Genomic DNA, 12,199 nt, shown 5'->3' with positions numbered 1-12,199 from the left:
GGCGTCAGGCACGGGCGGGTCTCCGGAAAGGCCGCCGCCGGTAGCACGGCTCACCCGGGGCGCCAAGATCAATCACACAGACATAAGGATATCCTTATGTCGTGGCCCGCTCCGCCGCCCGCGCGGCCCGCCGGTTCGCCTTCTCCTCCGCGCAGTCCGCAGCCTGGGACAGGTTGGCCCGGGCCTCGCAGCGGTCCCGGATCTCCTGAAGCTCCTCCTCCGTCAGCCTTTCGATTCCGATATAGGCGTTCGCCGCCGCGGAAGTGCGGATCAGCTCGTCCAGCTTCGCCTGGATCGCCGCCCCGTCCCGGTTCTGCGTGTTCTGGATCAGGAACACCATCAGGAACGTCACGATCGTCGTCCCCGTGTTGATCACGAGCTGCCAGTTCTCGGAAAACCCGAAGAACGGTCCGCTCAGCGCCCAGGCCAGGACCATGGCGACGCAAAGCATGAAGGTGACCGGCTTTCCCGTCGCATGCGACACCCAGTTCGCGGCCTTGTTGAAGGTGCGCGTGAAGGCCGACGGAACGCGGTGGGAATCCTCGGACATGGGTCGTTCGCTCAACTGCCGCAACGAAAACGGAGGCAGGGGCGCGAGCGTTGCGCTAACCTGGGTTAAGTCTCCGTCATCTCGTTTCCCGAGCAGTACGGTCGGATATCATGACCGCTCCCCCGGCACGAAGGCCTCGACCAGCTCGGCGATCCGCTTCGGATCGCTCTGCTCCATCACCCGCCGCGCCAGGCGCGCGCAGTCGTCCACGTTCAGCGTCCGCACCATCTGCTTCACCCGCGGGATGGAGGCCGCCGACATCGACAGCGACCGGATGCCCAGCCCCAGCAGCAGTGGCACGAACTTCGCGTTCCCCGCCATCTCCCCGCAGACGGACACTGGCATCCGCAGCCGCAATGCGGCCTCCGTCGCGAATTGGATCAGCCGCAGCACGGCGGGATGCAGCGGGTCGTAGAGGTGCGCGACATCCGCCTCAGCCCGGTCCACCGCCAGCGTGTACATCGCGAGATCATTCGTCCCGATCGCGAAGAAATCGGCTTCCAGCGCGATGGCATCCGCCGCCAGCGCCGCCCCCGGCGTCTCGATCATGGCGCCGAGTGCCGGCAGCTTGTCGGGCAGCCGGTCCCCGCGGCGCCGAAGCCGCTTCGCGACGCGGTCGTAGATCTCGCGCGCCGCGCGCACCTCCTCGGGGATCGTCACCATCGGCAGCAGCACGCGGATGGGCCCGAGATGAGCGCAGCGCAGGATCGCCGCGAACTGCACGTCCAGCAGCTCGGGCCGCCGCAGCAGCATCCGGATGCCGCGCAGGCCAAGGGCGGGGTTCGGCCCGGCATGGAAGGGTTCCTCCCCCTCCGCCAGCGCCTCCATGTCCTTCTCGCCGCCCCAGTCCAGCACGCGGATCGTCGTGCCCGCGCCGTCCATCGCCTCGACGATCTGGCGGTAGGCGATGTGGTGCGCGTCCTCGTCCGGAAGCGTGCGGCGGTTCATGAACAGGAACTCGGTGCGCAGCAGCCCGATCCCCTGCGCCCCGGCCTGGGCGATCAGCGGCAGCTCGGCGGGGATCTCCAGGTTGGCCTGGAGCTCCATCTCCTCCCCGTCCGTCGTGACCGCCGGCAGGCGCCGCAGTTTTCCGAGACGCGTCCGCTCCTTCGCATAGGCCACGATGGCGTCGCGCCCGGCCGCGATCGCGGCCTCCCCGGGCCGCAGCACGATCGTCCCGGCGGCGCCGTCCAGCACCGCCGTGTCGCCGCGCCCCACCGCGCTCGTCAGCCCAGGCAGGGCGAGGACGCTCGGGATGCCCAGGGCGCGCAGCAAGATGGCCGTATGACCGTCTGCCCCGCCTTCCTCCGTCGCGACCCCCGCGATCCGCCCGGGATCGAGCAGCGCCGCATCCGCCGGCGTCATCTCCTCCGCGACGAGGATCGCGCCCGCCGGCACGTCCTTGAAGGACCGGAAACCCGATTCCGTCAGGTTCCGCGTCAGCCGCCGCGCGATCTCCCGCACCTCGCCGGCGCGGCGCCGCAGCCCCGCCTTGTCGTCGTCCCGCGCCGCGAGGATCAGTTCCGCGATCGCGTCGGCCTCATCCAGCACCGCCGTCTCGGCCGACAGCAACTCCGTCTCGATCCGCTTCCGCGCGCCGCGGATCAGCCGCGAATCCGTCAGCATCAGCGCGTAGGCGTCGAGCAGCGGCTCGAGTTCCTCCTGCGCCTCCTCCGGCAACACCGCCAGGCGCGCCTTCAACTTCGAAACCTGCTTGCGCGACGTGGCGACCGCAGCGCCGAGCCGCACGCGCTCCGCCTCCACCGCCTCGGCGGTAATGCTCCGGCGCGGCGGCGCAGCGGGCTGCCCCTCGCTGTCCCAGATCGCGCCGATGGCGACGCCGGGGGAAACGGGGATGCCCTTGATCGTCAGTTCCCGCGGCCGCTTGCGGCGCTCGGCGGACTTTGCCTCGGCGGCCGCAGCCCGCACGTCCGCCGCGCGCGCCTCCGCCCCCTTGCCGTCGGGTCCCTTCCCGTCGCCCCCTTCGCGTCGGGCGCCTTCGGGGACGGCGCGTCGGACTTCATCGCTCCCTCCCCCTGCTGGCCGTGCGGTGCGCGACGGTCCGGATCAATCCTCGCCGAAGCCGGCCTGGATCAGCGCCGCGACCTCGTCCAGCGCCTCGCGCGCGTCCCAGCCCTCGGCCTCGAGCAGCACCGTGGCGCCCTTCCCGGCGCCGAGCAGCATGAGCCCCATGATGGACCGCGCCGGCACCGTCTGACCGTCATGCGTGACGGACAGGCAAGCGCAATGCTTCTCGGCCAGGGTCACCAGCTTCGCCGCGGCGCGCGCGTGCAGCCCGCGGCAGTTCGGGATCGTCACGCTCCGGCGCAGCACCACGGCCGAGGACTCCGGCGGGGGACAATCGCCGGACATGCTCCGCCCCGAGAGGCTCGGCGAGGTCTCCAGGGAACCGTCCATCAGCGCTTCACTCCGTTGAGGGTCGCGTCCTTCAACTCGGACGTCGTCGCCATGTAACGCCGACCGGCCGTTACCGCCCGGTCCACCGCGTCCGCCAGCGGCTCGGACCCGCGCAGGCGCGCGAGCTTCACGAGCAACGGCAGGGAGATTCCCGCCACGACCTCGACCGCATGTCCTTGGCAGACGTCCTGCATGGAGGCCGCGAGGTTCGCGGGCGTGCCGCCGAACATGTCCGTCAACACCGCCACCCCGTCGCCGCGGTCCACATGCGCCACGGCGTCCCGGATATGGGCCCGCGCCCCCTCCAGGTCGTCATCCGGCCCGATGCAGACCGTCTCGACCGCCTGCTGCGGCCCGACGACGTGCTCCATCGCCAGCCGCATCTCCTCGGCCAGACGGCCGTGGGTCACAAGGACGAGACCGATCATCGCGGAGTGCCGGTCATCGCGAAGTCAGCGGCGCACGCGGCGCCGGGGCGGGCGTCGTGGTCCGGGCTGGGAGAGGGTCCGGTTCGGGGCCGGACAGGTCCGGCGTTCCGCCGGGAGCATCTTGGGGCATGCCAGTACGGGTCATATAGGCGCCGCCGGACCCGGAAGCGAGGGGGGCGGACGAGGGGGGTTTCAGGCTCTCGCGCAGGGACAGCTCCCGGTGGATCAGGTCCACCGGCCATCCCCCTGCGACCAGGTGTCGCGCCAACCGCTCGGCCGTCAGCACGGATCGGTGCTTCCCGCCCGTGCAGCCCAGCGCCACGGTGAGGTACTTCTTGCCCCCCGCCGCATAGGCGGGCAAGAGCGGGTCCAGCAGGGCCGTCATGTGCCGCCAGAACGGCTCCCAGGCCGGGTCGGCCGTCACGTAGGCGGCGATCGGCGCGTCCCGCCCCGTCATGGGACGCAGCTCCTGCTCGTAATGCGGATTTCGCAGGAAGCGCAGGTCGAGCACCAGGTCCGCCTCCCGCGGCAGGCCCTTCGGATAGCCGAAGGACATCACGGCGACCGAGAGCGGCGGCGCATCGGCGCCGTAGCGCCGCTCGATGATCCGCCGCAGGTCCGGCACTGCCAGGCTGGACGTATCGATCAGCAGGTCCGCCGCCGCCCGCAGCGGGGCCAGCAGCTCCTCCTCCCGCGCGATCCCGTCCGCGACGTTGTTTCCGAGCGCCCCGCCCGGCGCCAAGGGGTGCCGCCGCCGCGTTTCGGAATAGCGCCGCAGCAGCACGTCCTCATCCGCCGTGACGAAGACGATCTCCACCCCCGCTCCCCGGGCCCGGATGGCGTCGAGGCCGGAGACGAGCAGCGCCGCGTCCAAGCCCCGGCTCCGCGCGTCGATCCCCAGCGCCAGCGGCGCGTCGCCCGCCTCGGAAAAGAGGTCCGCGAGGACCGAGAGCGGCGGGTTGTCCACCGTCTCGTGCCCCAAATCCTCCAGCACACGAAGCACGCTCGCCTTGCCCGCGCCGGACAGGCCGGTGACGACCATGGCGCGTCGGGTCGGGGCCCTGTCGCTGCCCGGAGGTTCGAACGGTTCGGGCGCCCGGCGCCGGTCCGCGACGCGACGATCGGCCGCGGCGCGGCCATCCTCGGCGGTGTCGTCGGTCATGCTCGGGGCGCCGCCGGACGGCCCACGCCCCCGACCCGGCCCATCACGCCGCGGGCTCCAGCGCGCCGGCGGTGCAGGCCAGGCGCCCGGCGAGCACGTCGAGCGCGAGCGCGACCCGCCGGGGTGCCGAGGCGTCGGTCGCGTGCAGGGCGATCCGCGGGACGGCGCAGCCCAGGGCCTCGAAGCAGCGGGGGAAGGGAGGCGGGGCACCTCGGCCCGCGCCGCGCAGTCCACGGCGAGGCACAGCGGAACCTCGGCGGCGGTCGGGAAACCCGTGAGCAGCCCGATCCCCCGCACCTCGACCGTCCCGCGCAACCGCTCCGGCGCCGCCGCGAGCAGCCGTCCGCCGCCGTCCCGCAGCAGCACCTGATCGTCGGTGACGAGTGTCCATCCCGAATCCAGCAGGCGGATCAGGAGATCGGACTTCCCGGCGCCGGACGGCCCCAGCAGGAGCACGCCCTCGCCGTCCCGCGCGGCAACGCTGCCGTGTTGCAGCATGGTTGCGTGTTGTTCCCCCGGCCGGTCCCGGCCGGCGCGACGATGCCAAAAACAGAGTCCGGGCGGAAGCGCCGCGGTCAGGCCGGAGCGCCGGCCCGCTCCCGCCACGCCGCCAGCAGCTCCGCGACGGGGATGCCTTCGATGGTCATCCCCTCCATCCGCGCATCGACGATGGCCGCGCCCGTGAGGTTAGCGTTCGTGACCTTCAGCCCCGCGAGGTTCACGGCGTCCAGGTGCCAGCCCGCGAGGTTCGAGTCCTCGATCCGCGCGCCCGCGAAGTTCACCTTCCGCAACCGCCAACCCGCGAGGTTCGCGTTCACTATCGTGGTGCCCGCGAGATTGACGTCGTCGAAGGCGGAACCGGAGAGGTCGCTGTTGTGCGCCTCGATCCGTTCGCGCTGGCCATCGAGCCTCATGCGGAGTCCCCCAGGATCGCAACCCGATCCTGGACCGCCAACGCCGCTTCGCAAAGCACGCTTGCGGAGGTGGCGCCGCTGGGGCAGTCCCGCGACATGATCGACCGTCCCGAGATCTCCGCCGCCGCCGCGCGGATCGCACCCCATGTCCGCCGCACGCCGGTCCTGCGCCTGCCCGCGGCCGCGCTCGGCACGCCCTGCGACGTGATCCTGAAGCTGGAACAGACGCAGGTCAGCGGCTCCTTCAAGGCCCGCGGTGCCTTCAACGCCCTGCTGCAACGGCCCGAGGGTGCGGAGCTCGTCACCGCGGCGTCCGGCGGCAACCACGGCGCCGCCGTCGCGCACGCCGCGACCGCCCTCGGCCTCCGCGCCGAGATCTTCGTCCCCGCCATCTCTTCCCCCGCGAAGGTCGCCCTGATCCGGGACATCGGCGCGACGGTCGTCCAGGGCGGCGCCACCTACGTCGAGGCACTCGCCGCGATGGTCGAGCGCCAGGCCGAGACGAACGCCCTCTCCGTCCATGCCTACGACCAGGCCGAAACCCTCGCGGGCCAGGGGACGGTCGCGAAGGAATTCCTCGAGGATGCGCCGGAGGTCACGCACCTGCTGGTCGCGACGGGCGGCGGTGGGCTGATCGGCGGCATGGCGGCCTGGGCCCGCGGCGACGCGCGGATCGTCAGCGTGGAACCCGAGGGCTGTCCCGCCCTGCACGACGCCCTCCAGGCCGGGCAGCCCGTGGACGCCCGCGTCGGCGGCGTTGCGGCCGACAGCCTTGGCGCGCGTCGTGTCGGTGGCCTGATGTTCGAACTGGCCCGCGATTTCGTGCACGCCGCCGTGCTCGTCCCCGACGAGGCCATCCGCGACGCCCAGCGCCGCCTTTGGCAGGCCGCCCGCATCGTCGCCGAACCCGGCGGCGCGACGGCGCTGGCCGCTCTCCTCTGCGGCGCCTGGACGCCGCCGGAGGGCTCGCGCGTCGGCGTGCTGGTCTGCGGCGGGAACTGCGACCCGGCGTCGGTGGTGTAGGGGGAAGCGGCCTTGGAGGGAGGGCTTTGCCATCCCTCCAAACCTCCCGCCCGCCAGGGGGCTCGCCTCCTGCACCTCGATCTATTCGGGAGATGCCCTTGGTGATGGGGGTCTCGCACGGGGGCTTGCGCCGCGTGCGAGACCCCCATCACCAAGGGCGCCAATAGAGTGGGGTCCAGGGGACAAGTCCCCTGGCGGATGGAGGTCCGGAGGAAGGCAGAGCGTTCCTCCGGGGCCACCCGCCCCTCACCCCACCAGCGCCGGCACGGCCGGCACGCCCTCACCGCGCACCGCGCGGGCGTTCCCGACCGCGCGCAGGATCGCGGACTCCACCACGCGCGGCACGATGGCCTGCAGCGCGAGCATGTTGCCCGTCAGCGGGTTCTTCCCCGTCGCCACCGCGAAGATCGTGTCGCCGTCCACCATCGTGTGGATCGGGTCGATCGCGCGCGCCAGCCCGTCATGCGCGGCGGTCGCGAGACGCCCACACTGCGCCTTCGTCAGCGTCGCGTCCGTCGCGACGACGCCGATGGTCGTCGCCATCCCCGCCCGCAGGTTCTGCGGCAGGTCGCCCGCGAGGATCGCGTCGGTGGCCCGCACGAAGCCCGTCGCGTCCGGCGCGGTCCGCGCACCGGCGACGACCTGCCCCGTCGCGGGATCGATCACGTCGCCCACCGCGTTCACCGCAACGATCGCGCCGACCGTGACGTTGCCGACCTTCGCGGAGGCCGTGCCGATCCCGCCCTTCATCGCCCGCGCCAGCCCGAACAACTTGCCCACCGTCGCGCCCGCGCCTGCCCCGACCGACCCTTCCTCCGGCGCATTCGCCGAGGCCGCCTGGCACGCCGCGTAGCCCGACGCCGCGTCGGGACGGATGCGATGATCCCCCATCGGCAGGTCGAACAGGATCGCCGCCGGCACGATCGGCACGCGCGCCGGCCCGGCCGGATACCCGATCCCCTTCTCCTCCAGCCACCGCATGACGCCTGTCGCCGCGTCCAGTCCGAAGGCCGACCCGCCCGACAGCATCACCGCGTGCACCCGCTCCACGAGGTTCCCGGGATCGAGCAGGTTCGTCTCCCGCGTTCCCGGCGCCGCGCCGCGCACGTCCACGCCCGCGGTGGCGCCGTCCTCGGTCAAGATGACCGTGCAGCCCGTGGGACGCCGGTCATGCGTGAAGTGCCCGACCCTGATCCCCGCGACGTCGGTGATCGCGCCGCCGAGAAGGCGCGCGGGCGCGGCGGGCTGCGCCCCCGCCGTGCTCATCGCCGCGCCCGCGACGCCGAGCGCGGCGCCGGTGGTGAAGAGTCGTCGGTCCATGGCCTGCCCCCGTTCCGGTCGCGGGGACGGTAGGCGTCCCCGACACCCCGGTTCAAGCGAGCCCGAGGTCCTTCAGCACCGTCTCGGTATCCGCGCGATCACGGGCCAGGAAGGCGTCGAACTCCGCACCGGTGAGGAAGGCATCGTCCCAACCGCGCTCCGCCAGCAGCCCGCGCCAGGCCTCGCTCCCGTGCAGCGCCGTCACGAACTCCACAAGCGCCGCGCGGGCCGGCGCGTTGATGCCCGGCGCGGCGAAGAGCCCCCGCCAGTTGGTCGAGACCACGTCGAACCCGCTCTCCCGCAGCGTCGGCACGTCGGGCGACGCGCGCCGCTCGCCGGTCGTCGCCAACGCCCGCACGCGCCCCGCGCGCACCTGTTCGGAGAACTCGGCCCAGCCGGCGATCCCCGCGCGGACCTGTCCGCCGATCACCGCCGATTGCGCCTGCCCGCCGCCAGGGAAGGCCACGAAGGACGCGTCCCGCGCCGACTTGCCGATCGCCCGCAGCAGCAGGGCGAAAGCGACGTGATCCGTCGTCCCGACCCCGCCGCCCGAGACCGGCACCGCCCGCGCATCCGCCCGCAGCGCGGCGACGAAGTCCGCGATGGTGCGGTATGGACTGTCCGCCGGTACGACGATGACCGCGGACTCGTCCGTCAGCCGCGCGATCGGGATCGTGTCGCCCAGCGTCACCGGCGTCCGGTTGGTGATCGTCGCCCCCACCATCGCCGCGCCGGACACGAGCAGCGCGTCCCCCGCCCACGGCGCGTGTTGAGGAACCGCGGCAGCCCGACCGTGCCGCCGGCACCGCCGACATTCTCGAACTGGAAGGTGCCGACGAGGCCCGCCGCCTTCGCCGCGTACTCGACCGCCCGCCCCAGCCCATCCCACCCCCGCCGGGATTGGCCGGCACGAAGACGTTGAGGCTGGCGAAGTGCTGCCGCGGGGCTTGCGCGCGGGACGGCGCGGCGAAGAACGTGGCGGCGGCCGCCATCGCGGCACGGCGCGGAACGGTGGTGGGGATCGTCATGGCTCCTCCGAACGGCTTCTTCGGGCGGCCGCCGGGGCCGCCCCTTCAGCCGATGGTGCCGTCACCACCCGCCCCACGCCACGGCGCCACCGCGATTTTCCGCGCGTCCACGCCATCGGGAGGTCTAGGCTGCCGGGCGAGGCGGTGATGCGACCCGGCGATCCCGCCGGAACGGCACGGGCCACACGGGAGAATCGCCGATGCGCACCATGATCCTCGCCGGATCACTCCTCCTCGCCTGGGCCGCCGCGCCGGCCGCGGCGCAACCCGCCAGGCCCGACCCGGTGCTGCGCGAAACCGTCGAGGGCATGCCGCGGGGCGAGCGACAGGAGATCCAGGTCCTCACCGCGAACATCGCGCCGGGGCAGAGCACGGTGTTCCACACCCACCGCTTCCCCGTGACCGTGTACATGCTCGAAGGCACCTTCACGCTGGAGATGGAGGGCCGCCCGCCCATCGCCGTCCGCGCGGGCCAGTCCTTCGTCGAGCCGCCCAACGTCCGCATGACCGGCCACAACCGCAGCGCCTCCGAGCCGATCCGGCTCGTCATCTTCTACGTCGGCGACCCCGGCACCCCGTTCCTCGACCCGATCCACTGAGGCCCCCACTGAGCCCCGCCGGCCCGGGGCGTCACCCGCCCCGGGCGCGGTCCGGATCCGTTGCCCGCAGCACGAACTCCTCGATGCTCGGCGCATAGTCCCGGTAGAGCGCCGACAGCACGCCGATCGGCTCCTCCGCCCGGTCCACCCGCAGGTCCACCAGCGGGAAGTCGTGCGTGCCATGCACCTCGATCACGGCCGACAGCACCGGCCCGTGCTCCCCGCCCGCATCCTCCCCCGCTTGCAGGGCGTCCAGCAACCGTTCCGCCAGCGGCGCCGCGGGGTTGCGCAGGAAGGCCGCGACCATCGCCGCCGGCACGCCGTCATCCACCAGGATGTTCCCGATCGCGACACAGTCTGCCCGTGCGCGTGCCCATGCGCCGGCTTCACCCGCGCCCCGTGGAAATGCGCCGTCCTTCCCTGGGCGTCGATCGCCGCCAACTGCCGCCACCCGTGATGCGGCGTGGACGCCACCAGCGCCTCCACCGTCTCCCCCGCCGAACACCCGGAGCGCAGCAGCCCCACCCCGCGCGGCCCGAGCCGAGGGTCCGTCCGGTGCTGCGTCAGCACCGCCCCCGCGCCCGCCGCGATGTGCTGCACCCGCGCCCCCACCCCGATGTTCGAGGTCGCGGCGACCGCGCCGAACTGCCCGGTGCGGGCGCAGCGGCCGAGGAGGGAGTAGGTCATGCCCCCCGATGCTGCGACCCGGCCGGATGCCTGTCCAGGCCACGCTTTACCCGCGGCCGCTACGCGATGACCGTGAAGTCATTCGCGGTGACGGTGGCCGGGATGTTCTGGAGCAGGCCGATGGAGCGGGCCGTGCTGGCCGCGCCGCTCCCATCCGCGTCGTAGTACAGGTAGCCGTTCGACGTGTTGTAGAGGATGCGCTGGCTTTCCGTCGTGTAGGTGACGCTGGACGCCGCGATGAAGGCTGCGGCCCCGATGTTCCCCAGTGCCATGCCCGGCACGAGTTCCGACGTCAGCAGGATCCGGTCATCCACCGAGTTGAAGTCGGTGATCACGTCCACCGGCGTGTAGAAGGAGAACGGCGTATCCAGCGTGAAGGTATCGAGCCCCGCGCCGCCGGTCATGAAATCCCTCGCGGCCCCGCCTGTCAGCCGGTCGTTGCCGTCGCCGCCTTCCAGGGTGTCCCCACCCTCGTCACCGAACAGGACGTCGTCGCCGTCGCCGCCGCGCAGCATGTCGAATAGGGTCCCGCCCGACAGCACGTCGTTGCCGCCCAGCCCTTCCAGCGTGTCGTTTCCGGACAGGCCGTTGATCCGGTTGGCGCCCGCGTTGCCGGTGATCGCGTTGGCGGTGGAAGATCCCGTCAGGTTGATCGCCGCCGTCCCCGCCGCGTCGCTCGTCTGCAGGAACTCCACCTCGGCATTCCCGCCCAGGCGGTAGGTGACGGAGGCGATCACCGTGTCCGTGCCGCCCAGGGCGCCCTCGACGATCCGGTCGAGGGCGCTGTCCACGGACATCGTATCGTCGCCGGCGCCGCCGCGCAGCGTGTCCGCGCCCTTGCGCCCGTCCAGCACGTCATTCCCGTCGCCGCCCCGAAGGTCGTTCGCGTTCGCATCCCCGAAGAGCGTGTCGCCGAGATCCGTCCCGATCACGCCTTCGAAACGGTCGAGGATCGCATCCACCGCGGGACCGAGGTTGCCCGCTTCGTTCTGCAGGTCCACGGCGACGGGCGCGAGGAGGCCGCCAAGGGTGACGCCGGCGAAGGAGACGAGGTCGAAGCCCGCGCCGCCATCCAGACGATCGCCGCCGCCAGCCCCGGCGACGATGTCGTCCCCGTCGCCGCCGAGCAGCACGTCCGCCGCCGCACTGCCGTTGAGCGTGTCGTTCCCGGCGCCGCCGTCGAGGGTCGCGCCGTCCGCCTCATCCGCCAGGCGATCGTCGCCGCCGCCACCGCGCAGCATGTCGAGGCCGGCGCCGCCCGCCATCCTTTCGCCGCCGCTTCCGCCGACGAGCGTGTCGTCTCCAGCGCCGCCATCCACCACGCCGCTCACGGTGCCCGAGCCACCGTCGTAGAGGTCGTTGCCGAGCAGCAGGCTGACCTTCCCGAGGATGCGTCCCAGGTTGTTCACGGTATCCGCCTGGCCGGTGCCGCCGATCGCGCTGTCCGCGCCCGAGACCGTCCCGCCATTGTCCAACGTCAGTTGGCCGTTCGCCGTGCCGGCGATGCCGGTGGCGGTGCCGCTGATCGTCCCCGTGTTCACGATCGCCACGACGCGGTCCACGAAGATGCCGGTCGCACCGGTGATCGTCCCGTCATTGCTGATCGAGCCAGGGGCAGCGCCGTTCGAGATGATGATCCCGGTTTCCCCGGACAGGACGCCGGTGTTGACGATGTCGAGGTCGTCGAGCGGTCCGATCGAAACCGCCACACCGGCGCCGATGATCGTTCCGTGGTTCGTGAGCAGGCCGCTTTGTCCGCCCCCCACGGCGGCTGTCGAATCACCCATCGCCACGATGGACCCGAGGTTGAGGATGGTGATGTTCGTGCCGTTTGCCATGACCGGCGTTCCGGACTCTCGATACAGGGTACCCGTGGTCGTGACGAACAGCGTCTCGCTGTTGCCCAGCGTGACGGCGGCTTGCTCGGTGGTGGTCACGACCTTGCTCGCCATGGCTTCGTCCTTCCGGTTCCGACCGATCGTGGAGCGCTCCGGGACGTTGCGCATGCCCCATCGTCGGCCCGAAAGGATGTCGAGGGCAGGCAGAGCCCCTCAAGGGAAATTCCGCTGA

12 protein-coding genes and 1 pseudogene are annotated in these 12,199 nt (G+C 72.2%); 2 read left to right on the top strand and 11 right to left on the bottom strand.

All coding sequences use genetic code 11. The features are described from left to right. Positions 1 to 94 precede the first annotated feature (94 nt). From ACE7GA_RS10175 to ACE7GA_RS10150, 6 genes are all read right to left on the bottom strand, one after another. Complete coding sequence (locus ACE7GA_RS10175) at positions 95 to 550, bottom strand: low affinity iron permease family protein (protein ID WP_376099043.1); 456 nt, start codon at positions 548 to 550, stop codon at positions 95 to 97. A 108-nt stretch (positions 551 to 658) separates the two neighbouring features. After that, on the bottom strand, positions 659 to 2,479 hold the full coding sequence (gene ptsP, locus ACE7GA_RS10170; RefSeq protein WP_376099041.1) for a phosphoenolpyruvate--protein phosphotransferase: 1,821 nt from the start codon (positions 2,477 to 2,479) through the stop codon (positions 659 to 661). Between the two features lie 138 nt (positions 2,480 to 2,617). After that, positions 2,618 to 2,923, bottom strand: a complete 306-nt coding sequence (locus ACE7GA_RS10165; RefSeq protein WP_376100203.1) for an HPr family phosphocarrier protein — start codon at positions 2,921 to 2,923, stop codon at positions 2,618 to 2,620. Positions 2,924 to 2,967: 44 nt separating this feature from the next. Further along, a complete protein-coding gene (locus ACE7GA_RS10160) occupies positions 2,968 to 3,396 on the bottom strand; it encodes a PTS sugar transporter subunit IIA (RefSeq protein WP_376099039.1) in 429 nt (142 codons plus the stop codon). 13 nt (positions 3,397 to 3,409) lie between these two features. Further along, positions 3,410 to 5,056 carry an RNase adapter RapZ gene (gene rapZ / locus ACE7GA_RS10155; protein WP_376099037.1) on the bottom strand — a complete coding sequence of 549 codons (1,647 nt, stop codon included), beginning with the start codon at positions 5,054 to 5,056 and terminating at the stop codon, positions 3,410 to 3,412. A 77-nt stretch (positions 5,057 to 5,133) separates the two neighbouring features. Then, positions 5,134 to 5,472, bottom strand: coding sequence for a pentapeptide repeat-containing protein (locus ACE7GA_RS10150; RefSeq protein ID WP_376099035.1), 339 nt, complete (start codon positions 5,470 to 5,472; stop codon positions 5,134 to 5,136). Positions 5,473 to 5,541: 69 nt separating this feature from the next. On the opposite strand from ACE7GA_RS10150, the gene ACE7GA_RS10145 reads away from it, so the two are divergent. Then, positions 5,542 to 6,495, top strand: coding sequence for a threonine/serine dehydratase (locus ACE7GA_RS10145; protein ID WP_376099033.1), 954 nt, complete (start codon positions 5,542 to 5,544; stop codon positions 6,493 to 6,495). 246 nt (positions 6,496 to 6,741) lie between these two features. On the opposite strand, the gene ACE7GA_RS10140 is transcribed toward ACE7GA_RS10145, so the two are convergent. Both ACE7GA_RS10140 and ACE7GA_RS10135 read right to left on the bottom strand, forming a co-directional pair. Beyond that, complete coding sequence (locus tag ACE7GA_RS10140; RefSeq protein WP_376099031.1) at positions 6,742 to 7,815, bottom strand: P1 family peptidase; 1,074 nt, start codon at positions 7,813 to 7,815, stop codon at positions 6,742 to 6,744. Between the two features lie 52 nt (positions 7,816 to 7,867). Then, positions 7,868 to 8,554 (bottom strand): tripartite tricarboxylate transporter substrate binding protein, encoded by a 687-nt coding sequence (locus ACE7GA_RS10135; protein ID WP_376099029.1) that lies wholly within the window; start codon positions 8,552 to 8,554, stop codon positions 7,868 to 7,870. A gap of 489 nt (positions 8,555 to 9,043) precedes the next feature. On the opposite strand from ACE7GA_RS10135, the gene ACE7GA_RS10130 reads away from it, so the two are divergent. Further along, a complete protein-coding gene (locus tag ACE7GA_RS10130; RefSeq protein WP_376099027.1) occupies positions 9,044 to 9,442 on the top strand; it encodes a cupin domain-containing protein in 399 nt (132 codons plus the stop codon). Positions 9,443 to 9,473: 31 nt separating this feature from the next. Here the strand turns inward: ACE7GA_RS10130 and ACE7GA_RS10125 are convergent, their stop codons facing one another. The 3 genes and pseudogenes from ACE7GA_RS10125 to ACE7GA_RS10115 form a co-directional block, all read right to left on the bottom strand. Then, complete coding sequence (locus ACE7GA_RS10125; protein ID WP_376099025.1) at positions 9,474 to 9,893, bottom strand: DUF1028 domain-containing protein; 420 nt, start codon at positions 9,891 to 9,893, stop codon at positions 9,474 to 9,476. Between the two features lie 8 nt (positions 9,894 to 9,901). Next, positions 9,902 to 10,129, bottom strand: a pseudogene (locus tag ACE7GA_RS10120) (DUF1028 domain-containing protein); the annotation flags it as partial. 59 nt (positions 10,130 to 10,188) lie between these two features. Then, positions 10,189 to 12,081 carry a calcium-binding protein gene (locus tag ACE7GA_RS10115; RefSeq protein WP_376099023.1) on the bottom strand — a complete coding sequence of 631 codons (1,893 nt, stop codon included), beginning with the start codon at positions 12,079 to 12,081 and terminating at the stop codon, positions 10,189 to 10,191. Positions 12,082 to 12,199 lie beyond the last annotated feature (118 nt).

It is taken from the genome of Roseomonas sp. CCTCC AB2023176 (genome assembly GCF_042259275.1).
GTDB lineage: Bacteria > Pseudomonadota > Alphaproteobacteria > Acetobacterales > Acetobacteraceae > Roseomonas.
The sequence above is the reverse complement of the archived record's forward strand: the minus strand, read 5'-3'. Positions and strand labels throughout refer to the sequence as shown.

What these genes read in the sequence shown, in the direction of transcription:
- ACE7GA_RS10175 (WP_376099043.1), bottom strand. Translation starts at nt 550, where the DNA reads ATGTCCGAGGATTCCCACCGCGTTCCGTCGGCCTTCACGCGCACCTTC.
- ACE7GA_RS10165 (WP_376100203.1), bottom strand. Translation starts at nt 2,923, where the DNA reads ATGTCCGGCGATTGTCCCCCGCCGGAGTCCTCGGCCGTGGTGCTGCGC.
- ACE7GA_RS10160 (WP_376099039.1), bottom strand. Translation starts at nt 3,396, where the DNA reads ATGATCGGTCTCGTCCTTGTGACCCACGGCCGTCTGGCCGAGGAGATG.
- rapZ (WP_376099037.1), bottom strand. Translation starts at nt 5,056, where the DNA reads ATGCTGCAACACGGCAGCGTTGCCGCGCGGGACGGCGAGGGCGTGCTC.
- ACE7GA_RS10150 (WP_376099035.1), bottom strand. Translation starts at nt 5,472, where the DNA reads ATGAGGCTCGATGGCCAGCGCGAACGGATCGAGGCGCACAACAGCGAC.
- ACE7GA_RS10140 (WP_376099031.1), bottom strand. Translation starts at nt 7,815, where the DNA reads ATGGACCGACGACTCTTCACCACCGGCGCCGCGCTCGGCGTCGCGGGC.
- ACE7GA_RS10130 (WP_376099027.1), top strand. Translation starts at nt 9,044, where the DNA reads ATGCGCACCATGATCCTCGCCGGATCACTCCTCCTCGCCTGGGCCGCC.
- ACE7GA_RS10115 (WP_376099023.1), bottom strand. Translation starts at nt 12,081, where the DNA reads ATGGCGAGCAAGGTCGTGACCACCACCGAGCAAGCCGCCGTCACGCTG.